Raw genomic sequence first — 22,535 nt, 5'->3', positions numbered from 1 at the left:
GGCGGGTCAGCCGTCCACGCGGAAGGTCAGCGTCGTGGTGCCGAGCTGGATCATGTCGCCCGGGTTGAGGGCGACCGCCGAGACCCGCTGGCCGTTGACCATGGTCCCGTTGGTGGACCCGAGGTCGGTCAGCACCACCTGGCCGCCGTCGAAGTCCAGCCGGGCGTGCCGTCGGGAGATCCCGACGTCGGGCAGGCGCAGGTTGGCCTGGTCGCCCCGGCCGATCACGGTCGAGCCCATCTGCAACGGATAGGTGCGGCCGTCGCCCGAGACCAGCCGGACGTTGCGCGCGCCGCCACCGCCGTGGCCGGGCGGCGGGCCGTAGCCGCCGCCCTGGTCGTACGCCGGGTAGGCCGGCGGGCCGGGGTCGTAGCCGCCCGGGGAGGACACCGGGGCGACCTCGCCGCCGGTGTAGACCTCAGCGGTGACCCGGAACATGCCGGTGTCCAGCCCCTCGCCCCGCTCGACCTCGACGATCACGTCGCCGTAGACCGTCCACGCCTGCTCACCGATGAACTCCGCCTGAGACTGGGCCAGCTCCTGGGCCAACGCAGCGGCGTACGGCGCCAACCGACTGTGGTCGTACGGGGAGAGATCGATCACGTAGCGGTTGGGCACCAGGGTGCGGCCACCAGCGAGGATGGCCTTGTGCGCCTCGGCCTCCCGCTGCATGGCGTTGAGGATCTCCACGGGGTGGACCACCCCTTTGAAGACCTTGGCGAAGGCCCCTTCGACCAGGCCTTCCAGACGCTTCTCGAAGCGTTGCAGCACGCTCACCGGCTCCTCCTCGGGTCCCGAGGACATGATGGTATCTGGACGGCGCGCGCGCAGCTCGCGCGCCGCTCGGCCACCGCGCGGCGGCCCGTTCGGAGCGGCCCCCAGGCCCGTGCTACTCTTTCGTCCGCCACGAAGGGTGACCGCTCGCAGGAACGGTAACCGGTCGAGGCGAGACCGCAGGACCGGGTAGCATGTTGCCGGCCCGCCGGAGACGGCGGAGTCGACGCGCACTACCGCGTTCGACGGTCGTGCCACGGGGATGTGGCGGAATGGCAGACGCGCACGGTTCAGGTCCGTGTGTCCGAAAGGACGTGGGGGTTCAACTCCCCCCATCCCCACCACCAGACGAGGGCTCCGCAGTCGCGGGGCCCTCACTTCGTATCGGGGCGTACCGGACGTCAGGCTATGCTCCGGTGGTTTTTCCAGCCTCCTACCTTTGACCAGGGGTGTCGTGTGAGTGTCGCGTTGGTGACCGGGTCGGGCGGTCTGATCGGTTCCGAGGCGGTCCGGCACTTCGCCGGGCTCGGTCTGGACGTGGTCGGCATCGACAACGACATGCGGCAGGAGTTCTTCGGCGCCGAGGCCTCGACCGCGTGGAACGTCCGGCGGCTGACCGACGAGCTGGGGTCGGCGTACGCGCACCACAGCATCGACATCCGCGACCGGGACACCCTCGGCAAGCTCTTCGCCCGGTACGGCCGGGACATCGCCGTGGTGATCCACACCGCCGCCCAGCCGTCGCACGACTGGGCGGTACGGGACCCGTTCACCGACTTCGACGTCAACGCCGGTGGCACCCTCAACGTCCTGCAGAACGTGCGGGAGCACTGCATCGAGGCGCCGGTGATCCACTGCTCGACCAACAAGGTCTACGGGGACCGCCCCAACAGCCTGCCGCTGGTGGAGCAGGAGACCCGCTGGGAGATCGAGTCGGGCCACCCGTACGAGCAGGGCATCCGCGAGGACATGTCGATCGACGCCTGCCTGCACTCGGTCTTCGGGGCCTCCAAGGTCGCCGCGGACGTGATGGTGCAGGAGTACGGCCGCTACTTCGACATGCGCACGGCCTGCTTCCGGGGTGGCACGCTGACCGGCCCGGCGCACTCCGCGACCGAGCTGCACGGCTTCCTCGGGTACGTGATGCGGGCCAACATGGAGCGCCGCACCTACAAGATCTTCGGCTATCAGGGCAAGCAGGTGCGCGACGCCATCCACAGCTCCGACGTGGTGTCGGCGTTCGAGGCGTTCTTCCGGGCGCCCCGCTCGGCGGCGGTCTACAACCTCGGTGGCGGCCGGCACTCCAACACCTCCAACCGGGAGGCGTTCGCCCTGGCCGAGCAGATCACCGGCCAGGAGATGATCACCGAGTACGTCGATGCGAACCGGATCGGCGACCACAAGTGGTGGATCGGCTCGAACGAGGCGTTCCAGGCCGACTACCCGGGCTGGAAGCAGGTCTACGACGTACCCATGATCATGCGGGAGATCTACCAGGCCAACGTCGACAAGTGGGTGCCGGGAGCATGACCGCACAGGGCAAGCGCAACGTCCTCGGCGTCCTGGTCGACGCCACCGACTACGCCTCGGCCACCGAGCAGGTCGTCGCGGCGGCCCGGGACCGCCGGCCGTTGGCGCTGACCGCGCTGGCCGTGCACGGGGTGATGACCGGGGTGCTCGACCCGGCGCACAACGCCCGGCTCAACTCCTTCGACGTGGTCACCCCGGACGGCCAGCCGGTGCGCTGGGCGCTCAACCTGCTGCACCACGCCGGCCTGGCCGACCGGGTCTACGGCCCGACGCTGACCCTGCACGTGCTGCGCCGCTTCGCCGACGAGGGCCTGCCGGTCTACCTGTACGGCTCGACCGAGGAGACCCTGGCGAAGCTGATCCCGGCGCTGGAGCGGATGTTCCCGGCCCTCAAGATCGCCGGGGTGGAGCCGTCGAAGTTCCGCGCGGTGCAGCCCGGCGAGGACGTCGAGATCGCCGACCGGATCCGGGCCAGCGGTGCCCGGTTGGTCCTGGTCGGCCTGGGCTGCCCCCGCCAGGAGGTCTTCACGTACGCGATGCGACCCCTGCTGGACATGCCGCTGATGGCCGTCGGCGCGGCCTTCGACTACCACGCCGGCCTGCTCCGGCAGCCGCCGCCGTGGATGCAGCGGGCCGGCCTGGAGTGGTTCTGGCGGCTCGGCCTGGAGCCGAAGCGGCTCTGGCGGCGGTACGTCATCCTCAACCCCGCCTACCTGACCCGCCTCGCCGGCCAGAAGACCGGCCTGTGGAAGGCCCGTCCGCCGGCCCCGGCCACCGAACGGCCGGCGACCTTCGCGGTCTGATCCGTCCACTGCGGACGACCGGCCGGGACGACGACCCGGTCGGTTCCGTGCCGCTGGGCCGACCGGCCGGGACACGGCCACCCCTACGGGATGCTCCGGGGTGGGAACAGGGGCTCGTCCCGGATTCGCCGCCCGCCGTTGTGGGCAAGGCTGTGTCCATGGATGGGCATCTCATCGTGTTGCTGTCGATCGCCGCCGTCTGGCTCGCCGCCGGCGTCGTGGCGGACGGCCTCCCCCGGCTGGATCGGGCCCGCGCGCTGCGACGGCGTACCGGATGGCTGCTCGCCCTCTCCGTGGCCGGGCTCGCACTGACCGCGACGGTGCTGGTCGCCGGCACGGTCAGCGGTGGGGACACCCCGGTCGACCGGGCCGCCGGGCAGCTCCCACTGGTGGCGGTGCCGGCGCTCGCGGTGGCGGTCTGCACGGTGCGCCGGGTCCGCCGGTTGCGGGCGGGCGCGGGCGCGTTCGCCGCCGCGCCGGAGACGCCCGCGCCGTACGGTCTGCGGGCCGCCGCCGGGCACCCGCTGGTCGGTCTACCGGTGCAGGTGACCGCGCTGGCCACCGTGCCGGGGCTGCTCACCGCCGCCGGGCTGGACCTGGGTGCCGGCAACGGGGTCACCGGGGTCGCGCTCACCTTCGGCGGGTTGGCCGTCCTCGCCATCGGGGTACGCCACGGCCTGCGGCACAACCGGCTCACGGAGCGGACGCTGCCGGGCACCGGACCCGCGCTGGTCGGCCTGCCCGCCTCACCGGCTGCGGCCGGCTCCCTGCACGTATAGCAGTTCCAAGATCGCCCGGGTCGCCTCGAACCACCGGTCCAGCCAGCCGGGCGGCGGTACGCTCCCCTTGGGCGGCAACTCCAGCAGCAGGCCACGCAGCAGCGGGTGGTCGATCATCGACTCGGGTGCCGTCGTTTCCCAGGTGTCCCTGGGAAACGACGGCTCGGCGAGCGGGTTCGGGTCGAGCGACGTCATCGGTGGCCCGGCCTGCTCGGGTGCGAGGACACCGTCGTCATCGAAGTCGGTGTCGCCGGCGCCCACCTCGGTGAGCATCGTGTCGCGGCGGGCGCTGCGGTACTTGCCGCCGAAGCGCTCGACCCGGCCCGGGCCGTGGGTGAGGTTTTCTGAACCGATCGTCGTCATGTGCTCTCGCCTGCCTCGCTTGGTTGCCGCCGCGTGTGGCGGGTCATCGACCAGCGCCGTACCGAGGGGTTCAACGATGCGGGGGCGCAAGTGGCGACGGGCCGGCCGGGGAGTGTCCCCCGACCGACCCGCGGTCAACGCCACGCTGCGTTGGTCAGTGTTGGCCGAACGCGCCGTTCCGAGCGTCGGCGACGAAGGCGTTCCATTCCCCGGGGGCGAATACGAGGGCGGGACCTGTCTTGTCCTTCGAGTCCCGCACCCCGACCGCCCCGATCACGTAAGCTACCTCGACGCAGTTGTCACAGTTCGGCCCACTTTTTGAGCTCTTGAACCAGGTCGCCTGCGTCAGGTCCTCGGGGAACCTCTTGGTCGCCATTTCCACAACGGCTCCTCTGCCAGTTCTGCGATGTGTGCGATGGACTCCTCCGGTCGCCTGGCCGCTGCCTGAATCTGATCGAAGATGAAGTTGTACTTCTGTAGCTCGTCGCTCTTCTCCAGGAAGAGCCCACCCGTGGCGTTCTCCGCGTACACGACATCCGGATCAACCGAGTCGGGGAAACCGAGAATCGTGAAGGTCCCGTCCATGCCGGCGTGCGCTCCCACCTCGAAGGGCAGGATCTGCAGCGTCACGTTCGGCAGTTCGGCCACCTCCACCAGCCGTCTGAGCTGACCACGCATCACCGCGTCGCCGCCCACCGGCCGACTCAACACCGCCTCATCGAGCACCACCCACAGATCGACCGGATCGTCCTGGGTCAACAACGACTGACGGCCCAATCGGACACGCACCCGTTGTTGCACCTGATCGGGAGAGATGTCCGGACGGGCCGCCTGGATCATCGCACTGGCGTACTCCTCGGTCTCCAGCAGACCGGGCACGACCTGCTGTTCGTACGCCCGGATGGAACCGGCCGCCGCCTCCAGGCCGACGTACGCCCCGACGAGCACCGTGCTGTAGGGGTGCCACCAGCCCTTCTGCCGCGCCTCGCGGGCGATCTGCACCAGCTCTTCGCTCTCCGCGCCCACCACCCCGTAGATGCGGAGCATGTCCCGGACGTCACGCGGGGTCGCCGAGGTGTGACCGGTCTCGATCCGGGAGACCTTGGAGGCGGAGCACTCCAACTGCTCGGCGACCGCCTCTATGGTGATCCCGGCACCGTCGCGCAGCCGGCGCAGCTCGGCCCCGAGCCGGCGACGCCGGATGGTCGGGCTCCGCCGTTCGCTCATCGGGGCGCCCCGGGTCCTGTTGACGGGGAAAGCTGGTGCCTCGGGCCCACCCGGTTACCTCCGGTCGATCGCGCCCGCGTCCATTACCGCCAAGGGCGCGACCGTGGGCGGCGGGCATCGTTCGCGGCAGGGGTGGAGCCCGGTCGCCGACCGGCCGCGGCGGGCGGAACCGGCGTCCAGTGTGCCGCCCCGGAGTCGGCGTGATCAAGCGCCCGGTTCACGTGTCGCACTCACGTATCGGCAAAAGTCGACGTGCAACTTGCATCTAGCACGACGCTGATGCAGTCTGTCCGTATGGTTCGAGTAACTCACCGCTTTCGACCGATCTCACCGAGTGATCATTACCGGGGGAGCGGACGGGCCGGCGGGCGCCCCGGACCAGTTGTGTCATCGAGACCTGCCTCGGGTTGATGACCCCACCGCTGCACGCCCGGAGGCTGCGGCGGTGGGAGCGGTAACACCCGTGAGCAGCCGGGTGATGGTCGGGTGGCGATCCACCACCAGCGGGTACGGCCCGACCAGCACCACATCGAGCACCGGCCCGCGAGGCACAACCCCGTCGCCGGACCCGCACCTCGTCCCCGTTCCGCACCGGCCGGCCCGCGACGCCGGCCATACCCTCCCAGGAGCCCATGTGCTTCCCCGCTCCGGTGACGTTCTGCACGTGACGCGTGCCGCCAGCGTGCAGTTCCTCAGGCCGATCACCTTCCGGGTGATCCGGGTGCTCGACTGGCCGACGTACGACGGTTGGCTCTGGCTTGACGGCTACCAGCTGAACGCGTCGGGAGACGCCGTCAGCCGCCGGTCGATCTTCGTCCAGCAGGCCGGACTGACCCAGCTCCGGGCGGCGACCGTGCCCCGTCAGCACCCCGCCCGTTCGCGCCGGCCGGTCAACCGCGCACCGATCGCGGTGGGCTGACTCCCCGATTACCAGGTCGGAGGGCGTACCGCCGCCATAGACTCGGTACGCCCACCCCGGCGAACGTCTCCACCCCGCGCGTTCCGGCCCCTGAACCTGGGATGGCCATGGTCAATCTGCCCGCCGCGCGGCGGCACCACAGGTCCCGTATCCGATACGCCTTCGGACTGCTCGCCCTGATCGGCGCGGTCATCACCGTCGCGGTGGTGACCCACTACCCGGCCACATCGGCCACCCGGCTCGCCGAGCCGGTACCGGCGCCCGAGATCACCGTGGTCGGGCAGGGCGACCTCCCGGCCGGCGACACCGCCGCGCCCACCGACCCCGGCTCCGCCGCACCGGCCGACACAGGTTCGGGCGCACCGGCCGACGCCGCCGCCCGCGAACCGGCCGACCCTGGCCCTGACGGACCGGCCGACGCCGCCGCCCGCGAACCGGCCGCCCCTGGCCCCGGCGGACCGGCCGACGCCGCCGCCGGACCGATGGCCGACCCGAACGGCGCGCAGTCGGGGGTGGGCGGCGGCACGTCCACGCTCACCGAGCCCCGACGTCCCTCGGACGACCCGCAGACCGTCGCCCAGTCGCTCTTCTACTCCGGTCTGCTCGGGCTGGCCATCTCCCTGGCCGGTCTGGGTCTGGTGGGCACCCGACGCCGGATGTGGTGAGCCCCCGACGGGCCCGGTAGGCACCAGACGGCAGGGTGGCGCGGCGACGGACGTCGACCCGGGCCGGCGGCGGAACCGTCACCCGGTGGGGCTGGCCGTCGGCGTGGCGGTGCCGGCCCCGGTCGGCGACGCCGTCGGCTCGGCGGCCACCACCAGGGTCACCTCGTCCCCCGGCGACACCAGTTCACCCTGCCCCGGGTCGGTGGACAGGACGGTGCCGGCCGGCCGGTCCGACTCCCGCGTCTGCACCCGGGAGGACAGGCCGAGTCGACCCAGCAGGTTCTCCGCGGTCTCCTGGGAGAGCCCGACCAGGGGTGGCACCGCGATGGCGGCGGGGCCGGTCGTCGGCGGGGTGGTCGGCGGAGTCGTCGGCGCTGCGGTGGTCGGCGCGCTCGTCGTCGGGGCACGGGTCGGGGCGGTCGTGGTCGGGGCGGTCGGCGGTGGGGTCGGTGTCTCGTCCGACGGGGAATCCACCGCCCGCAGGGCCAGCCAGATCCCTGCTCCGACGAGCCCGAGCAGCAGCAACCCGAGGACGCCCAGCAGGATCGGCGTCCACCAGCGCCGGCCGCGCTGATCCTCGCCGTACCACTCGGCCGGCTCCCGGGGCTCGTCCGGACGCGGCGGTGGCACCCCGGCCCGCCCGGACCACACCGGCGAACCGGCCGGCCCGCCACCGACCGGCGGCAACGGACGGGTCGCGTCCACCGGCTCCTGCCGGGCGGTGGCGTCGGGCGGCCCACCGGCCCCCGGTCGTGCCGGTGGCAGCGGGCGGGTCGCGTCGTCGGCGGGTGGCTCCTGGCGGTCGTCGCTCATCGCACGTCCTCTCGCCACCTGGCGGGCGGTAGGCCCCGGACCCGGAGTCGGTGTCCCCGGCCGGCCAGACGGTCGTGGCCCTCGGCCCCCAACGTAACGGTCGGAGGCACCATCCACCGGGATGGACGCGACGACCCGCCCCCTACCCCGTCGGCGTCGCCTCGGCCGTCGGCGTCGGACCGTCACCGCAGGAGATCGCCACCGCGTCGTTCCAGTGCGCGGTCGCGTCGGCCGCCGGCACCTGGGCGGTGACCTCGCCCCGGTTCCCGGTCGGATACCGGGGGAACAGGCCGACGTCACCCAGCTCGTCGGCCGCGTCCGAACAGTCCTCGCCGACCAGGTCCGGCACCTCGACCTCGGGGGCCGGCCCGCTGACCTCGACCCGCACCGTGGTGCCCGGCCGGACCGAGGTGTCCTGGGCGGGCACGGTACGGACCACCGTCCGCCCGGAGCCGGTGCCGAAGACCAGCCGCCAGCCGAGCTTGCGGTCGTGCAGTTCGTCGCGCGCCTTCTCGAAATCGAGACCGACCAGCCGGGGCACGGTCAGGCCACCCTTGGTCGCGGCGGGCGGCGGCGGGGGCGTCGTGGCCCGCGCGGTGGTCGGCGGGGCGGTGGTCGGCGCGGCGGACGGGCTCGCCGGTCCGGGGCCCGCCGCCGCCGGGGTGGCCCCCGTGTCGGGGGTACCGGGGTCGGCCAGCACCCACCCGACGGTGCCACCGACGGCGGCCAGCAGCACCGTCGCCAGGGTGCCGCCGAGCAGCAGCCTGCCCCGGCCGGGCCGGTCGCGTTCCGCAGTGTCCTGTTCGGTGTACTCGTCGTCCATGCCGCTCCCGCCTCGTCCCCGAGACGGTACCGGCCGCTGCCCACCGGTCACCGGCCGTGCTCCGCCGCTCGTCCGACTCGCCGCCCCGACCAGGGGACGCTACAGTCCCGGCATGGCGGGACGGAGCTGGGGAGGATCGGTGCTCACGGCGGTGGGCGTCGCCGCCGGCGTGGGTGCCGCGCAACTGGGCTTCGGCTACGGCCTGGGCATCATCAACTGGGCACCGGTCGACGTCGGGGCCACCGAGCCGTCCTGGTTCGCCAGTCTCGCCTGGGCGACCTGGATCGCCGCCGTCTCCACCGTCGGCGGGGCGGTCTGCGCCCAGCGGCTGCACGAACGCGGTACGGACGTCGAGACCGGCGGTGCCCTGCACCGGGTCACCCTCGCGGTGGCGGGCGCGGTCGGCGCGTTGATCACCGTGCTGCTGGTCGCGGTGCCGTCCCGGGCCGCCTCCGTGCCGGACACCTTCTCGCCGCAGACCGTCGCGGCCGGATACGCCGGGGTCGGCGTACTCATCGGGCTGGTGGTGGCGGTGTGGACGCTGCACTCCCGGGCCGCGGCGACGAACGTGACCGCCACCGTCGGCTGGCTCTGGTTGCTGGCCGTGGTCTCCGTCGTCGACGGGGTGCTCGCCGGACGGGGGCTGACCAGCGCCCAACTCGGCATCTGGCAGATCGCCCAGGACAGCCCCCGCTTCTGGTTGCGGGACCACCTCTACTGGCCAGGAGCGTTGCTCGCCCTCGGCTCGGCGCTGCTGATCGGCGCGTTGGCCGCCCGGCGGGCCGCCCGTAGGGCGGAGCTGCGACTCGGTGCGGTGGTCTCCGGTGCCGCCGGCCCGCTGCTCGTCGCCGTCGCCTACTTCCTCGCCGTCCCCCGGCTGGCCACGATCTCGCCGGCCCAGGTCTCGGCCCACCTCGTCGCGCCGTACGCGGTCATCGTCGGGGCGGCCGGGTCGGTGCTGGTGGCCTCGCTCGCCCAGCGGGCCGAGCGGCGTGCCGCCGCGCGGACGGCATCCGTACCGCACCCCCGCACCGGCGAGCTGGACGACCGGCCGGCCGACACCCATCCGGTCCCACCGTCCGATTCGGACACCCGCGCCGACGTGGACGCCCCTGCGGACCTGGACGCCCCTGCGGACCAGCACGCGCGGGCCAACCAGGACGCCCGCGCCGACGTGGGTGCCCGCACCGACGTGGGCGCTCAGGCCAACCCGGACGCCCGTGTCGACCCGGACACACGTGCCGATCCCACGGCCGCCCCGGCGGACCCCCCGGCCACCCCGACCGACACCCCGGTCGGGGAGCCGACGCCCTCGGCGGTGGGACGGGCCCGGCCGGTCCGCCGGGGTCGGGCCGCCCCGACGGCTCCGCCGGCCGGTGGGCTGCCAGCCGGTGGGTCTCCGACCGGCGGGTTGCCGGCCAGTGGGTCTCCGGAGCAGGACACCGGGTCGCCGGCCAGCCTGCCGGCGGACCCGCCCGGCGTGCCCAGGCCCCGCCCCGGACGCCGCACCCCCTGACCTTCCCGGATGCCGGCCCTCTCCCGGCTCGCGTCTCTCCCGGCCCTCTCCGACCCGCGTCTCTCCCGGCCCTCCGACTCGTCGGGGCACCGGAAGGGGTGGGGCGGGGCGGAAAAGGGCAGGCGGGAAAAGGGGATCAGCCGACCGGCCAGGTGTGCACCGGCTCGTTACTGCGTTGCAGCTCGGCGTACCGGTTGGCCATGTGGTGCAGCGCGGCGTCGCGGTCCAGGTTGCGGTGCCGTTGCGCGGCCCACACCGTCTCGGTCTGCCAGACCGCGCCGTTGCGGCCGGTACGGCAGCGCTGCTCGATGATGCCGAGCAGGCGGTCCCGCTCGGTGGGGGCGACACCGAACCGGTCCAACCCGACGGCCGCCTTCGGCAGCAGGGTGTCGAGGACCAGCTTGGTGACCGGCACCTCGCCGAGCCGGGGCCAGTGCAGCACCGCGTCCATGCCCCGTCGGGCGGCGGCGTGGAAGTTCTCCTCGGCGGAGCTGAAGGTGAGCTGGCTCCAGATCGGCCGGTCCGACTCGGCCAGCCCGCGCGCCAACCCGAAGTAGAAGGCGGCGTTGGCCAGCATGTCGACCACGGTCGGGCCGGCCGGCAGGACCCGGTTCTCCACCCGCAGGTGCGGACGGCCGTTCATGATGTCGTACACCGGGCGGTTCCAGCGGTAGACGGTGCCGTTGTGCAACCGCAGCTCGGACAGCTGCGGGACGCCGCCACCGTGCAGCACCTCGACCGGGTCCTCGTCGGCGCAGATCGGCAGCAGTGGCGGGAAGTACCTGACGTTCTCCTCGAACAGGTCGAAGATCGAGGTGATCCAGCGTTCACCGAACCACACCCGGGGGCGTACCCCCTGGGCCTTCAGCTCGTCCGGGCGGGTGTCGGTGGCCTGCTGGAACAGCGCGATCCGGGTCTCGGCCCACAGTTGGCGGCCGTAGAGGAACGGCGAGTTCGCGCCCACCGCGACCTGGACACCGGCGATGGCCTGGGAGGCGTTCCAATAGTCGGCGAAGCTGTCCGGGGCCACCTGGAGGTGGAACTGGAGGCTGGTGCAGGCGGCCTCGGGGACGATCGAGTCGGTGTGCGTACGGAGCTGCTCCACCCCCCGGATGTCCAGCTCGATGTCCTCGCCCCGGGCACCGACGATCTGGTCGTTGAGCACCCGGTAGCGCTCGTTGGTGGAGAGGTTGTCGGCCACCAGGTGCTGCTCGGTCAGGGTGGGCAGGATGCCGACCATGACGATCCGGGCGTCCGACTTGGCCGCCCGCTCGTCGGCCCGGTCCAGGCTGCTGCGCAGGTCGGTCTCGTAGTTGGCGAACCCGGCCCCCTCGATCAGCCGGGGTGCCGCGTTCAGCTCCAGGTTGAACTGTCCCAGCTCGGTCTGGAAGAGCGGGTCGGCGATCGCGGCGAGGATCTCGTCGTTGCGCATCGCCGGTTCGGCGTCCGGGTCCATCAGGTTGAGTTCGATCTCCAGGCCGGTCATCGGCCGGTCGGCGTCGAAGCCGAAGTCGTCGAGCATCAACGCGAAGACGTCCAGGCACCGCCGTACCTTCTGCCGGTAGCGGATCCGGTCCTCCCGGGAGAAGGCGCCCTGCTCGACGTCCCTACCCATTGTTTCCTCCCGGCGTGAGACGCCCGGGACGGTGAGCGTCCCGGTGCGCAGTGTGAACCACAACGGTAAGAGCGCCCACGCGCCGGGGCCAGTGCCCACCGGGTATGCGCTTGCCGCCTTCTCTACCCCGCCGCCGTCGCCCCGGCACCGGGAGCGCCGTCGCCGGTCAGTGACAATCCACACCCGTACGCGTCGCGCCCCCGCTCGTGGAGAGCGGGGGCGCGAGGACGGGGTGGCTCAGGCCTGCCGGATGGCCTCGCCCTCGATCTCGATCTTGATCTTCTTGCCGACCAGCACGCCACCGGTCTCCAGGGCGACGTTCCAGGTCAGGCCGAATTCCTCACGGTCGATCTCGGTGCTGGCGGTGAAGCCGAACACGTCGGTGCCGAACGGGGTGCGGCCGACGCCCTCGAACTCGACCTCCAGCTCGACCTGACGGGTGACACCCTTGATGGTCAGGTCACCGAGCAGGACGAACTCGTTGCCGTCGTGGGACTTCACGGCGGTGCTGCGGTACTCCAGCGTCGGGAACTGCTCGACGTCGAGGAACTCGGGGCTGCGCAGGTGGCCGTCCCGGTCCGCCTGGGCGGTGTTGATGCTGGCCGCCTGGATGGTGGCGGTGACCGCGGACTGCAACGGGTCCTCGGCGACGGTGATGGTGGCGGTCGCGTCGGCGAACTCGCCGCGTACCTTGCTGACCATCATGTGCCGGGCGACGAAGCCCACCCGCTTGTGCGCGGCGTCCAGCAGGTAGGTGCCGGCGGCGGGAATGGTCAGGCCGTCCCAGTCGCGGGTAACCGACTCGGTGCTGGTCATGTAACTGCCCTCCGGGGAAGATTGTTTAGTAGCCCAACGACTGCCTGAGCAACTATAGCCGCAACAATATTCCCCGTGTCAAGCACTGTTAGGATGGCCTGGTGAACGAAAACGTGTTCGACGACCCCCGGATCACCGCCGTCGGCCTCCTGGTCGAGGCGCACGCCGGGCTCACCGCCCGGTTCACCGCGCAGTACGAGGAACACGACGTCTCCGCAGTCGAGTTCGAGGTGCTGATGCGCCTGGCCCGCTCCCCGGGCAACCAGCTGCGGATGACCGACCTCGCCGCCCAGACCTCCCTGTCCACCAGCGGCGTCACCCGGGTGGTGGACCGGATGGAACGCGACGGGCTGCTGCGCCGTCGCGCCTGCCCGTCCGACCGGCGCAGCTCGTACGCGGTGGTCACGCCGGCCGGCATGCAGCGGCTGGACGAGACCCTGCCGGGTCACCTGCGGATCATCGAGCAGTGGTTCACCGGCCAGCTCGAACCCGAGACCCTGGCCGCGATGCTGGACGGGCTGCGCCGGGTACGCGACGCCGTCCACCCGGGGGCGACCGCCGGCAGCACCGACCAGGCACCCACCGACGAGCCGACGTCCGCCTGCTGACCCGCCGGCAGGGGCCCGGCCGACCCACCGGCAGAAAAAGCGGCAGAACCCGTTCGACCCACCGGACGCACACTCGCCGATCCCCACAAATCGGATGTCCCGGCTGGCTAGCCTTCATCACGCGGGGGGAGCACCGGGGGGTGCCGGCGCGAGCGATTGAGCGAGGGGTTTGACCAGGGGGCTTGTTCGCTCGCGCCACCCCCGCGCCTCGACCGACGGGCGTTCCCGCGCCTCGACCGACGGGCTTTCCCGCACCTAGGCCAGCAGGTTCTCCTCCTCCGGCAGCAGCCGGATGCCGCTGCGCCGGCACACCTGCGCCAACCGCTGCCGCACCTCGGCGGAACCGGTGCTCGCGGCCAGCCCGACCAGCGCCTCGATCACGTCCCGTCGGTCCTGACCGAGCTCCCCGGCGGCGACCGCCACCGCGAACCACTCCGCAGCCAGCTCCCGGTCCCCCCGGTGCAGCGCCACCGTGCCCTCGATCAACGCGCACACCCCCTCCTCCGCCCGGACCGGCCCACCCCCGGCCGGACGACCCACCACCGTCCCCGCTTCCGCCGCCGTCCGGGTCCCGGACGGCCCCGGACGACCGTCGCAGCGCAGCTCGGCCAGGACCTCGGCCGCCTCGTCCACCCGGCCAGACCGGGCCAGCGCCAGGCCCACCGTGCCGAGCACCCGCCGTCGGTGCCCCGGGTCCCCCACCCCGACCAACGCGGCGACCACCCGCCGACCCTGCTCCACCGCGTCGCCGTGCCGGCCCTCCAACCGGGCCACCTCGGCCAGGTCGGCGCGGGCCAGCAGGCGCAGCCGGGGCTCCCCGCACTGGGCCGCCAGCCGGTCCACCGCGGCAAGTCGACGTCGGGCGGCCGGCAGGTCACCGAGGCGGATCTCGTGCCAGGTCAGATGGTGCTGGGCGACGGCCATGTCCCGGGTCCGGCCGTGCCGGGTGGCCAGGGTCAGCACCGCGTGCGCCTGTTCGGCCGCCTCGTCGTAGCCCCCGGTGGCGACCAGCAGGGTGCCGAGCACGATCCGTGCCGTCAGTTCACCGGCCACGTCGGCCCGGCCGGCGAGCACCACGAGCGCGGCGCGGGCGGCGGGCAGTTCCTGTGCCGCAGCGCCGTGCTCGGCGGCGAGCCGGGCCACCCCGAGCAGCGCCCACGCCCGCAGGACCGGATCGGCATCGGCGGTACGCGGGTCCGCGAGCAGCCGCCGCAGCCACTGCCGACCGCTGACGTCCCGCCCCCGCATCCGCCACCAGCGGGTCAGTCGGGCCGCCAACCGCAGCGCGGTGACCGGGTCGTCCCCGGCGGCGTGGGCCAGTGCCGCGCCGATGTCCCCGGTCGCCTCGTCGAGCCGGCGGGCGGCTGTGGGCTGTCGCGCGCCGACCAGATCCGGCGCGGTACGGGTCACCAGCCGGGTGATCACCACCGCGTGCCGGCGTCGTACGGCGGTCAACTCCCCCCGGCCAGCGGCCTGCTCGACGGCGTACTCGCGGACCGCGTCGAGCAGGCGGAACCGCAGCGACCCGGCACCCCGGACGCTGAGCAGGCCCAACTCGACCAGCCGGTCGAGCAGGGGCACCGGATCGACCACCGTCGCCGGATCCGGGTCGACGTCGTCGGCGAGCAGTTCCTCGGCCAGCTCCACCGACCACCGGTTGGCGAAGACCGAGAGTCGACGCAGGGCGGCCTGTTCCCCGTCGTCGAGCAGCCGGTAGCTGGTGGCCACCGCCTCCCGCAGGGTCACCGCCACCGTCGTGCGGGCCGGTTCGCCGGCCCGACCCGACGGCGCGGCCTCCCAACCCCGCCCGCCGAGTTCCGGGCCGGCCAGGTCGAGCACCCGGTCGCCGTACCGGTCGAGCAGTTCGGGCAGGTCGAGGATCCGCCCACGGGCCGCCATCAGCTCGATCGCCAACGGCAGGCCGTCGAGCCGACGCACCAGCGCGGTGAGGGCGGGCAGCTCGTCGGGGCCGGGCGGTTCGGGGCGGACCCGGGTCAGTCGGGTGGTGAACAGGGCCGCCGCCGGCCAGCGGGCCAGCTCGTCCGGGTCGACCACGTCGGCCGGGGGCACCTCCAGCGGGGCCACCGGGCGGACGAGTTCACCGGGGAGGCCGACCGGGTGTCGTCCGGTCACCACCACCCGCAGGGTGGGTACCGCCGCGACGAGCAGGTGCAGCACCTCGGCCACCGGGTCGGGGGCCCGCTCGACCGCGTCGACCAGCAGCAGCGCCGGGCGGCCCCGGAGCCGGGCGGCCAACTCGGCGAGCCGGGCCGCGCCGAGCACCGCGCAGGCCGCGGAGAGCACGTCGTTGCCGTCGGAGCCGGTGCCGACCAGCACGCCGGCCACCCCGCCGGGGTGGGCGTGCGCCACCGCGTGCGCCACGGCCAGGGCGAGCGCGGTCTTGCCCACCCCGGCCAGGCCGACCAGGCTCAGCACCGGGGGCCAGCCGTCGCCGGTGAGCAGCCCGGTCAGCTCGGTCAGCTCCCGTTCCCGGCCGATCAGCTCGACCGCCGGGGGGAGCGCCATCGGCGTACCCGGCAGGTCGAGGTCCCGCAGGACGGTGCCGACGACCGGTCGGTGCGGCGGGCCGCCGCCACCCGGGGCGGTCGGGGCGGGGAGGGCCTGGCCACGGGCGCTGGCCAGGAAGCCGGCCCGCGCCTGGCCGGTCAGGCCGAGCGCCCCGGCGATCAGCTCGGTGGTGGTGCGTTGCGGCCGGTGCGACCGGCCGCGTTCCAGGTCACGGACCGTCCGCACGCCGACCCCGGCCCGCTGCGCCAGGTCGACCTGGGTGAGACCGGCGGCCAGGCGGTGGGACCGCACCAGCTCCCCGATCGGGGTACGACCACCCACGCCGGGCGAGTGATCATGATCCGGGGTCATGGGCAGGAAGGGTACGGTCGGGATACGACGCCGGGCAGCCCTTCGTCGGCCTACTGACGAAGGGCTGCGGATACCCGACAAACCGCTGTCGCCGCGCGGTGCCCCACCCGCCCGGGCGGTACGGTCACATGCCCAGGTCGCGGGCGATGATCATCCGCTGCACCTCGGAGGTGCCCTCCCCGATCTCCAGGATCTTGGAGTCCCGCCAGAACCGGGCCACCGGGTACTCGTTCATGAAGCCGTAGCCGCCGTGGATCTGGGTGGCCTCCCGGGCGTTGTCCACCGCGACGGTGCTGGCGTGCAGCTTGGCGATCGCCGCCTGCCGCTTGAACGGCTCACCGGCGAGCATCCGCGCGGCGGCGTCGTAGTAGGCCAGCCGGGCGGTGTGCGCCTTCAGCTCCATGTCGGCGATCTTGAACTGGATGGCCTGGTAGTTGCCGATCGGCTGGCCGAACGCCTGGCGCTCCTTCGCGTACTTCACCGACTCGTCGACGCAGCCCTGGGCGAGGCCGACGGCCAGGGCTGCGATGGCGATCCGCCCCTCGTCGAGGATCCGCAGGAACTGGGCGAAGCCCCGACCCCGCGCGCCGAGCAGGTTCCCGGCCGGCACCCGGCAGTCGTCGAAGGTCAGCTCGTGGGTGTCCGAGGCGTTCCACCCCACCTTCGAGTACCCGGGCGCGACGGTGAAGCCGGGGGTCCCCGACGGCACGATGATGGTGGACAGCTCCTTCGAGCCGTCCGGGTTGGTGCCGGTGACCGCGGTGACGGTGACCAGGGCGGTGATGTCGGTGCCCGAGTTGGTGATGAACGCCTTCGACCCGTTGATCACCCACTCGTCGCCGTCCAGGACGGCCCGCGTCTGGGTGCCGCCCGCGTCCGAGCCGGTGCCCGGCTCGGTGAGCCCGAACCCCGCGAGTGCCTCGCCGCTGAGCAGCCTCGGCAGCCACCGGGCCTTCTGTTCGTCGGTGCCGAACCGGTGGATCGGCATCGCGCCGAGGGAGACCGCCGCCTCCAGGGTGATCGCCACGCTGGAGTCGACCCGGGCCAGCTCCTCCAGGGCCAGGCAGAGCGCGAAGTAGTCGCCGCCCATGCCGCCGTGCTCCTCGGGGAAGGGCAGACCGAACAGCCCCATCTTGCCCATCTGCCGGACGATCTCGTACGGGAAGGTGTGCCGCTCGTAGTGTTCGGCGATCACCGGGGCGACGGCGTCGCGGGCGAAGTCCCGCACGCTCTCCCGCAGCGCCTCGTGCTCCTCGCTGAGCCGGAAGTCCATCGGTTCCTCCTGTGCGGCTGCCTCCCCCGGACGCTCGTGACGCCGGGGACGGCGGATCGGCTGGACGACCGGTCGGTCCCGGTCGACGGTGGTGGCGGTGGCCCGGCGGGCAGTGACCGGGCGGCGGTCCGGCGCCGACCGGTCAGGCGGGTCACCGGCGGCGGTCGGTCAGACCGGGGTGACACCGTGCCGGCGGCGGGAGAAGTGCCGGTCCTTGCTGCGGGCGGCGGTGAACCGGCGGACCAGTTCGGCGCGCAGCTCGTGCGGTTCGACGATCGTGTCGATCACCAGCTCACTGGCGAGCCGTACCACGTCGATGTCCCGCTCGTACTCGGCCCGCCTGGCGGCGACGAACGCGGCCCGCTCGGCCTCGTCGGGGATCGCGGCGATCTTGTTGGCGTAGACGGCGTTGACGGCCGCCTCGGCACCCATCACCGCGATCTTCGCGGTGGGCAGGGCGATCGTCGCGTCCGGCTCGAAGCCGGGGCCGGCCATCGCGTACAGGCCCGCGCCGTACGCCTTGCGCACCACCACACAGATCTTGGGTACGGTCGCCTCGGAGATCGCGGTGATCATCTTGGCCCCGTGCCGGATGATGCCCTGCTTCTCCACCACGCTGCCGACCATGAACCCGGGCACGTCGCTCAGGAACAGCAGCGGCACGTTGAACGCGTCGCAGAGCTGCACGAACCGGGTCGCCTTGTCGGCCGAGTCGACGAAGAGCACCCCGCCCTTGAACATCGAGTTGTTGCCGACCACGCCGACGACCTCGCCGTTCAGCCGGCCGAACCCGATGGTCAGCTCCCTGGCCCAGAGTGCCTGGATCTCGAAGAACGAGCCGTCGTCGAGCAGGCCCTTGACGTACCGACGCATGTCGAACGCCTGCCGCTCGCTGGCCGGCACCAGCGCGGCCAGGTCGGCCTTGGCGGGCGCGGCGACGGCCGGCGCGGCCGGCGGTTGCTGCTGCCAGTTCGACGGCAGGTAGGACAGGTAGTCCCGCACCACGTCGAGCGCGTCGGCCTCGGTCTTGCACAGGAAGTGCCCGACGCCGGACTCGGCGCAGTGCACCCGGGCCCCACCCATCGCTTCCAGGGTGGTCTTCTCCCCGGTGACCATCTCGACCATCCGGTCGGAGCCGAGGTACATGCTGGCGTTGCCCTCGACCATGGCCACCACGTCGCAGAACGCCGGGATGTACGCCCCACCGGCGGCGCTCGGCCCGAACAACGCGCAGACCTGCGGGATCGCCCCGGAGGCGCGGACCTGGTTCCAGAAGATCTTGCCGGCGCCGCGGGGGCCGGGGAAGAGGTCGACCTGGTCGGTGATCCGGGCGCCGGCCGAGTCGACCAGGTAGACCATCGGCACGCCTGTCGAGTAGGCCCGCTCGATGATCCGGATGATCTTCTCGACGGTGCGCGCGCCCCAGCTGCCGGCCTTGACCGTGGAGTCGTTGGCCATCAGGCAGACCGGCCGGCCGTCGATGGTGGCGGTGCCGGTGACCACGCCGTCGGCGGGCAGCCCCTCGGCCAGCGCGTTGGCATAGAGGCCGTCCTCGACGAACGAGCCCTCGTCGACCAGGATGGCGACCCGCTCCCGGGCGAAGAGCTTGCCCTTGCCGGCGTTCGCCGCATGGTATTTGTCGGCCCCGCCGGAGCGGGCGCGCTTGCGCAGCTGCTCCAGTGCCGCACCGTCGAGCGTCACGCCGACCCCCTCGCCCGCGCCCCGTGGACGCGCCCGACCGCCACACGCGCCGTCGGCGTCGTGGACGCGCCGACCAGCCTGAACGATCGTTAGGCTAGCGCATCCGGCCCCCGCCCGACCACCCGACCGACTTCCGCTCTGGATATTGATACTCAACTATCGATGTGACTACGCTCCAGACACCCCCTCCGGATTGGAGTGAGTCATGAACTCACGCATCAAGCGCCTCGCCGTCGCCGCCCTGGCGACGGCGACGGCGACCCTCGGCCTCACGGTCGCCAACCCCGCGCCCGCCTCCGCCGCGATGACCATCTGCTACAACACCAGCCAGGCGCCCAGCTACGCGGGCATCGCCAACCAGGCCGCCTCGATCTGGAACAACGCCACCACCAACCTGACGCTCACCGCGAACTGCGGCACCAACCTGCGGATCTACCAGATCACCGGCGGCGGCTCGTACGCCCAGCGCACCAGCCTCGGCAACGGGCGGGTCTACATCGACACCCAGCAGGCCGCCCAGTACAGCCCGCTGCGCATCATGACCCACGAGATCGGGCACATCCTCGGCCTGCCCGACAACTACAACGGCAACTGCTCGATCCTGATGTCGGGCGGCAGCGCCGGCACCAGCTGCACCAACCCGTACCCGAGCACCACCGAGGCGAACCGGGTCAGCAGCCTGTTCGCCGGCACCCTCAGCGCCAACGACCGCCGCAGCAGCACCGGCAGCCAGGTCTTCAAGGACAGCTGGCCGGGCCTGCTCAGCGTGGGCTGACCCGCGAAGCGACCCGACGGAGGGGCCGGCACCACGCCGGCCCCTCCCGCGTCGTCGGGCCGATCCGTCCCGGCCGACCCGGTCAGGGCCGGGCGGTCAACCGGGTACGCGGGCCGGCCCGCAGCACCCCCGACGGCAACCGCTTGCCGAGCAGCTCCTCGGCCAACTCCGCCACCCCGATCAGGGCGTCCAGGTCGATGCCGGTGTCGATGCCCATGTCGTGCAGCATGTGCACCGCCTCCTCGGTGGCCAGGTTCCCGCTCGCCCCCGGCGCGTACGGGCAGCCACCGAGGCCGCCGACGCTGGCGTCGAACTCGGTGATCCCCAACTCCAGGGCGGTCAGCAGGTTCGCCAGCGCGGTACCCCGGGTGTTGTGGAAGTGCAGCAGCACCGGCACGTCAGGCTCCCGGTCGCGGACGGCGGTGACCAGCTCGCGGACCCGCCGGGGCGTACCCATGCCGGTGGTGTCGCCGAACGCGACCCGGTCGGCGCCGTCGCGGACCACCCGCTCGACGATCCCCGCGACCCGCCCCGGATCGACGTCCCCCTCGTACGGGCAGCCGAAGCTGGTCGCCACGATCACCTCGGCCCGCGCGCCCGCCCCGTGCAGCAGGTCGATCAGCTCGGCGATGTCGTCGAGCGACTCGTCGGTGGAGCGGTTGACGTTGCGCCGGTTGTGCGTGTCGCTGGCCGAGACCACCACCTCGATCTCGGTGAAACCGGCGGCCAGGGCCCGCTCGGCACCCCGGGTGTTGGGCACCAGCGCCGAGTAGCGCACCCCGTCGACCTTCCCGGCCTGCCGCCACACCTCGTCGGCGTCGGCCATCTGCGGGATCGCCCTGGGGTGCACGAACGACACCGCCTCGATCCGGCGGACCCCGGTGCCGGAGAGCGCGTCGAGCAGCCGCACCTTGGCCCCGGTGGGGATCGGCTCCTCGTTCTGGAGCCCGTCGCGCGGCCCGACCTCCCGGATCGACACCGCCGCTGGCATCTGACTCATGGTCACCTCGCTGTGACATCGGGTCGCCGGGGGGTCGTCCCGGGCCGCCGCCCCTCGTGGGAACGACGACCGGCGACGCCGGACGACCGGTGGTCCCTCCAGGGAACCACCACGCCGCCCACCGCCGCCACGCCACCCCGGCTGTCGGGCCGAGATCACCGGCCCGACGACCCCTCCACCACCTCGGCGGCGCTGCGCAACACCGCCGCGACCGCGCCCGCCGAGGCCGCCGCGTCATCCCGGCCCAGGACCAGGGCCATCGCCACCGCGCCCTCGACGAACAGTGACATCGACCGCAGGCTCCGGCCCAGCCGACGACGGTCGGGGCGCGGGCGCGCGCCGTCGGTCAGTCTTCCGCTTCCCATGTTCTCCGCTCCCAGGCCACCTGACCGGCGATGGCGTCTCCACCGCCGGGTGACGTGTCCGGCTCCACCGTGCGTGTGCCGGCCGACTGCCGGCGAGCGTGTGACGGCGGAGCCGGTCGCACGACGGGCCCAACGACGGGCCGGGCCACGCCCGTACGCCGTTCTGGCCGGGCAGTCCCGGGGTGGGCGGCCAAAGTGGACCGTACGACGACGGTTACGGGACACCGACCGCCGGCTCGGGACCGGGACCGTCCAACCCGGACGGCGTCCGGTGCTACCCGGACAACCACCCGGCCAGAAACTGACCACGGACACAGGCCGGGACGCTCACGATTTGCGGATGGAGGGTACGAATACCTTCCCGCGTCAGACAGCCCCGCACGAAAGGTCCGCCCATGGCCACCCACACCAGCACGCCGTCCCCGGCCCGGGGCCGGCACCAGCGGCACTGGCTCGTCCCACGCGAGCACCTGGCCGCCGGCTACACGGCCCGGTACGGGTCGCCGGCGGTGGCCGAGTACGCCCTGGCGGTCCGTGACCTGGTCGAACGGGCCCCGGAGATCGGGACGGTCGACACCTGGAGCAGGCTGGCCGAACGGATCTGCCGGAACCGGCCGGGCCGGGACCGGGACACCTGGCGCAAGCGGCTGTCCCGGCACTTCACCACCGAGACGAAGGGCCCGCCGTGGCAGACCGTGGTGATGGTGGTCGAGTGCACCGTCCCGGCTGCCGACCGGGCGGCCACCCTGAGCCGTTTCGAGCGGCTCTACGAGGCGGCCCGGGGTGAGCCGCCGACGGATCGCCGACCGACCGACGCCCGGACCGAACCGTACCGCCCCGGGCACCAGGCGACCACCCCCGACGGGGCGGCCGTCACGGGCGACGCCGGCCGGATCATCGCCCAGCTCCGCTCGGAGAACGCCGTGCTGCGGCGCACGCTGGCCGCCCGGGAAGCCGAGAACGACCTGCTCCGCGCCACCCTCAAGGCCGCGAACCGGACCGCCCCGAAGGGTCACCCGCACCGGCTGCCCGATCGGGGCAACCACCCGGCGGACCCGCCGGGACGGGAGGCGGCCCTGCTCGACGGGCTGGCCCGCAAGGACCGCAACCCGGGGCACTTCCCCGCCGGCCCGGCCCCGACCAACGACGCCCCGGCCGGCCGGCACCGCGCACCCCGGATCGACCCGGTGACGCCCCGCCTCGACGTCGTCGGCACCCCGACGCACCGGCCGACGCCCCTGCCGTACCCGCCGGGCGGCATCCGGCGGGCCTGACCTGACCGGGCCGGAC

22 protein-coding genes and 1 tRNA gene are annotated in these 22,535 nt (G+C 73.0%); 10 read left to right on the top strand and 13 right to left on the bottom strand.

Features of this window, described 5'->3' with window-relative positions:
* Positions 1-6 precede the first annotated feature (6 nt).
* Positions 7-804 carry an FhaA domain-containing protein gene (locus ACQP2H_RS00340; protein WP_208565226.1) on the bottom strand — a complete coding sequence of 266 codons (798 nt, stop codon included), beginning with the start codon at positions 802-804 and terminating at the stop codon, positions 7-9.
* A 228-nt stretch (positions 805-1,032) separates the two neighbouring features.
* Here ACQP2H_RS00340 and ACQP2H_RS00335 point away from each other — a divergent pair.
* The 4 genes from ACQP2H_RS00335 to ACQP2H_RS00320 all read left to right on the top strand — a co-directional run bounded on the left by ACQP2H_RS00335 (position 1,033) and on the right by ACQP2H_RS00320 (position 3,886).
* Positions 1,033-1,118: transfer RNA gene (locus tag ACQP2H_RS00335), tRNA-Leu, on the top strand.
* 112 nt (positions 1,119-1,230) lie between these two features.
* Entirely contained in the window at positions 1,231-2,304 is a 1,074-nt protein-coding gene (locus tag ACQP2H_RS00330; RefSeq protein ID WP_357532731.1) for an NAD-dependent epimerase/dehydratase family protein, read from the top strand.
* Entirely contained in the window at positions 2,301-3,107 is an 807-nt protein-coding gene (locus ACQP2H_RS00325) for a WecB/TagA/CpsF family glycosyltransferase (protein WP_219465445.1), read from the top strand. Before ACQP2H_RS00330 ends, ACQP2H_RS00325 begins: the two co-directional genes overlap by 4 nt.
* 158 nt (positions 3,108-3,265) lie before the next feature.
* Positions 3,266-3,886 carry a hypothetical protein gene (locus ACQP2H_RS00320; protein WP_255597800.1) on the top strand — a complete coding sequence of 207 codons (621 nt, stop codon included), beginning with the start codon at positions 3,266-3,268 and terminating at the stop codon, positions 3,884-3,886.
* Here the strand turns inward: ACQP2H_RS00320 and ACQP2H_RS00315 are convergent.
* The 3 genes from ACQP2H_RS00315 to ACQP2H_RS00305 form a co-directional block, all read right to left on the bottom strand.
* Positions 3,854-4,249, bottom strand: a complete 396-nt coding sequence (locus tag ACQP2H_RS00315) for a hypothetical protein (RefSeq protein ID WP_219465444.1) — start codon at positions 4,247-4,249, stop codon at positions 3,854-3,856. The genes ACQP2H_RS00320 and ACQP2H_RS00315 overlap by 33 nt on opposite strands.
* Before the next feature lie 154 nt (positions 4,250-4,403).
* A complete protein-coding gene (locus ACQP2H_RS00310) occupies positions 4,404-4,625 on the bottom strand; it encodes a DUF397 domain-containing protein (protein WP_091253343.1) in 222 nt (73 codons plus the stop codon).
* Positions 4,595-5,476 carry a helix-turn-helix domain-containing protein gene (locus ACQP2H_RS00305; protein ID WP_219465443.1) on the bottom strand — a complete coding sequence of 294 codons (882 nt, stop codon included), beginning with the start codon at positions 5,474-5,476 and terminating at the stop codon, positions 4,595-4,597. Before ACQP2H_RS00305 ends, ACQP2H_RS00310 begins: the two co-directional genes overlap by 31 nt.
* 634 nt (positions 5,477-6,110) lie before the next feature.
* On the opposite strand from ACQP2H_RS00305, the gene ACQP2H_RS00300 reads away from it, so the two are divergent.
* Together ACQP2H_RS00300 and ACQP2H_RS00295 are read left to right on the top strand one after the other, a co-directional pair.
* The gene (locus ACQP2H_RS00300; RefSeq protein WP_219465440.1) at positions 6,111-6,395 is read left to right on the top strand and encodes a hypothetical protein; all 285 of its coding nucleotides are present in this window, start codon (positions 6,111-6,113) and stop codon (positions 6,393-6,395) included.
* Positions 6,396-6,496: 101 nt separating this feature from the next.
* Positions 6,497-7,060, top strand: a complete 564-nt coding sequence (locus ACQP2H_RS00295) for a hypothetical protein (protein WP_433230342.1) — start codon at positions 6,497-6,499, stop codon at positions 7,058-7,060.
* 78 nt (positions 7,061-7,138) lie between these two features.
* Here the strand turns inward: ACQP2H_RS00295 and ACQP2H_RS00290 are convergent, their stop codons facing one another.
* Both ACQP2H_RS00290 and ACQP2H_RS00285 read right to left on the bottom strand, forming a co-directional pair.
* Positions 7,139-7,873 carry a PASTA domain-containing protein gene (locus tag ACQP2H_RS00290; RefSeq protein WP_219465439.1) on the bottom strand — a complete coding sequence of 245 codons (735 nt, stop codon included), beginning with the start codon at positions 7,871-7,873 and terminating at the stop codon, positions 7,139-7,141.
* A gap of 142 nt (positions 7,874-8,015) precedes the next feature.
* Entirely contained in the window at positions 8,016-8,696 is a 681-nt protein-coding gene (locus ACQP2H_RS00285) for a PASTA domain-containing protein (RefSeq protein WP_433230338.1), read from the bottom strand.
* Between the two features lie 112 nt (positions 8,697-8,808).
* On the opposite strand from ACQP2H_RS00285, the gene ACQP2H_RS00280 reads away from it, so the two are divergent.
* Complete coding sequence (locus ACQP2H_RS00280; RefSeq protein WP_433230335.1) at positions 8,809-10,212, top strand: hypothetical protein; 1,404 nt, start codon at positions 8,809-8,811, stop codon at positions 10,210-10,212.
* Positions 10,213-10,348: 136 nt separating this feature from the next.
* On the opposite strand, the gene ACQP2H_RS00275 is transcribed toward ACQP2H_RS00280, so the two are convergent.
* Both ACQP2H_RS00275 and ACQP2H_RS00270 read right to left on the bottom strand, forming a co-directional pair.
* Positions 10,349-11,827, bottom strand: a complete 1,479-nt coding sequence (locus ACQP2H_RS00275) for a glutamate--cysteine ligase (protein ID WP_219465436.1) — start codon at positions 11,825-11,827, stop codon at positions 10,349-10,351.
* Positions 11,828-12,064: 237 nt separating this feature from the next.
* Positions 12,065-12,643, bottom strand: a complete 579-nt coding sequence (locus ACQP2H_RS00270) for a YceI family protein (RefSeq protein ID WP_208565216.1) — start codon at positions 12,641-12,643, stop codon at positions 12,065-12,067.
* A 101-nt stretch (positions 12,644-12,744) separates the two neighbouring features.
* On the opposite strand from ACQP2H_RS00270, the gene ACQP2H_RS00265 reads away from it, so the two are divergent.
* Positions 12,745-13,251, top strand: a complete 507-nt coding sequence (locus ACQP2H_RS00265; RefSeq protein ID WP_219465435.1) for a MarR family winged helix-turn-helix transcriptional regulator — start codon at positions 12,745-12,747, stop codon at positions 13,249-13,251.
* 255 nt (positions 13,252-13,506) lie between these two features.
* Here the strand turns inward: ACQP2H_RS00265 and ACQP2H_RS00260 are convergent, their stop codons facing one another.
* The 3 genes from ACQP2H_RS00260 to ACQP2H_RS00250 form a co-directional block, all read right to left on the bottom strand.
* Positions 13,507-16,131: an ATP-binding protein gene (locus ACQP2H_RS00260; protein WP_219465434.1), complete on the bottom strand. Its 2,625-nt coding sequence runs from the start codon at positions 16,129-16,131 to the stop codon at positions 13,507-13,509.
* Between the two features lie 124 nt (positions 16,132-16,255).
* Positions 16,256-17,404, bottom strand: coding sequence for an acyl-CoA dehydrogenase family protein (locus tag ACQP2H_RS00255; RefSeq protein ID WP_208565213.1), 1,149 nt, complete (start codon positions 17,402-17,404; stop codon positions 16,256-16,258).
* Positions 17,405-17,572: 168 nt separating this feature from the next.
* Positions 17,573-19,105, bottom strand: coding sequence for an acyl-CoA carboxylase subunit beta (locus ACQP2H_RS00250; RefSeq protein ID WP_219465431.1), 1,533 nt, complete (start codon positions 19,103-19,105; stop codon positions 17,573-17,575).
* A 205-nt stretch (positions 19,106-19,310) separates the two neighbouring features.
* Between ACQP2H_RS00250 and ACQP2H_RS00245 the strand changes: the two genes are divergently transcribed.
* The gene (locus ACQP2H_RS00245; protein WP_219465429.1) at positions 19,311-19,880 is read left to right on the top strand and encodes a snapalysin family zinc-dependent metalloprotease; all 570 of its coding nucleotides are present in this window, start codon (positions 19,311-19,313) and stop codon (positions 19,878-19,880) included.
* Between the two features lie 82 nt (positions 19,881-19,962).
* Here ACQP2H_RS00245 and ACQP2H_RS00240 read toward each other — a convergent pair whose 3' ends face one another.
* The gene (locus ACQP2H_RS00240; RefSeq protein WP_433230329.1) at positions 19,963-20,880 is read right to left on the bottom strand and encodes a hydroxymethylglutaryl-CoA lyase; all 918 of its coding nucleotides are present in this window, start codon (positions 20,878-20,880) and stop codon (positions 19,963-19,965) included.
* 155 nt (positions 20,881-21,035) lie between these two features.
* Positions 21,036-21,170: a hypothetical protein gene (locus tag ACQP2H_RS00235; RefSeq protein WP_433230327.1), complete on the bottom strand. Its 135-nt coding sequence runs from the start codon at positions 21,168-21,170 to the stop codon at positions 21,036-21,038.
* A 470-nt stretch (positions 21,171-21,640) separates the two neighbouring features.
* On the opposite strand from ACQP2H_RS00235, the gene ACQP2H_RS00230 reads away from it, so the two are divergent.
* The gene (locus ACQP2H_RS00230; RefSeq protein WP_357532722.1) at positions 21,641-22,519 is read left to right on the top strand and encodes a hypothetical protein; all 879 of its coding nucleotides are present in this window, start codon (positions 21,641-21,643) and stop codon (positions 22,517-22,519) included.
* The last annotated feature ends 16 nt before the right edge of the window (positions 22,520-22,535 follow it).

Source organism: Micromonospora sp. CA-248260 (genome assembly GCF_050942205.1).
GTDB classification, from domain to species: domain Bacteria; phylum Actinomycetota; class Actinomycetes; order Mycobacteriales; family Micromonosporaceae; genus Micromonospora; species Micromonospora antibiotica.
This window is presented reverse-complemented; position numbering and strand designations above follow the sequence as displayed.

Bases quoted from the DNA above. Each gene is read 5' to 3' on its own strand.
- ACQP2H_RS00295 (WP_433230342.1), top strand. From the start codon at position 6,497: ATGGCCATGGTCAATCTGCCCGCCGCGCGGCGGCACCACAGGTCCCGT.
- ACQP2H_RS00325 (WP_219465445.1), top strand. From the start codon at position 2,301: ATGACCGCACAGGGCAAGCGCAACGTCCTCGGCGTCCTGGTCGACGCC.
- ACQP2H_RS00285 (WP_433230338.1), bottom strand. From the start codon at position 8,696: ATGGACGACGAGTACACCGAACAGGACACTGCGGAACGCGACCGGCCC.
- ACQP2H_RS00310 (WP_091253343.1), bottom strand. From the start codon at position 4,625: ATGGCGACCAAGAGGTTCCCCGAGGACCTGACGCAGGCGACCTGGTTC.
- ACQP2H_RS00275 (WP_219465436.1), bottom strand. From the start codon at position 11,827: ATGGGTAGGGACGTCGAGCAGGGCGCCTTCTCCCGGGAGGACCGGATC.
- ACQP2H_RS00230 (WP_357532722.1), top strand. From the start codon at position 21,641: ATGGCCACCCACACCAGCACGCCGTCCCCGGCCCGGGGCCGGCACCAG.
- ACQP2H_RS00305 (WP_219465443.1), bottom strand. From the start codon at position 5,476: ATGAGCGAACGGCGGAGCCCGACCATCCGGCGTCGCCGGCTCGGGGCC.
- ACQP2H_RS00270 (WP_208565216.1), bottom strand. From the start codon at position 12,643: ATGACCAGCACCGAGTCGGTTACCCGCGACTGGGACGGCCTGACCATT.
- ACQP2H_RS00290 (WP_219465439.1), bottom strand. From the start codon at position 7,873: ATGAGCGACGACCGCCAGGAGCCACCCGCCGACGACGCGACCCGCCCG.
- ACQP2H_RS00280 (WP_433230335.1), top strand. From the start codon at position 8,809: ATGGCGGGACGGAGCTGGGGAGGATCGGTGCTCACGGCGGTGGGCGTC.
- ACQP2H_RS00315 (WP_219465444.1), bottom strand. From the start codon at position 4,249: ATGACGACGATCGGTTCAGAAAACCTCACCCACGGCCCGGGCCGGGTC.
- ACQP2H_RS00340 (WP_208565226.1), bottom strand. From the start codon at position 804: ATGTCCTCGGGACCCGAGGAGGAGCCGGTGAGCGTGCTGCAACGCTTC.
- ACQP2H_RS00255 (WP_208565213.1), bottom strand. From the start codon at position 17,404: ATGGACTTCCGGCTCAGCGAGGAGCACGAGGCGCTGCGGGAGAGCGTG.
- ACQP2H_RS00235 (WP_433230327.1), bottom strand. From the start codon at position 21,170: ATGTCACTGTTCGTCGAGGGCGCGGTGGCGATGGCCCTGGTCCTGGGC.
- ACQP2H_RS00245 (WP_219465429.1), top strand. From the start codon at position 19,311: ATGAACTCACGCATCAAGCGCCTCGCCGTCGCCGCCCTGGCGACGGCG.
- ACQP2H_RS00240 (WP_433230329.1), bottom strand. From the start codon at position 20,880: ATGAGTCAGATGCCAGCGGCGGTGTCGATCCGGGAGGTCGGGCCGCGC.
- ACQP2H_RS00260 (WP_219465434.1), bottom strand. From the start codon at position 16,131: ATGACCCCGGATCATGATCACTCGCCCGGCGTGGGTGGTCGTACCCCG.
- ACQP2H_RS00320 (WP_255597800.1), top strand. From the start codon at position 3,266: ATGGATGGGCATCTCATCGTGTTGCTGTCGATCGCCGCCGTCTGGCTC.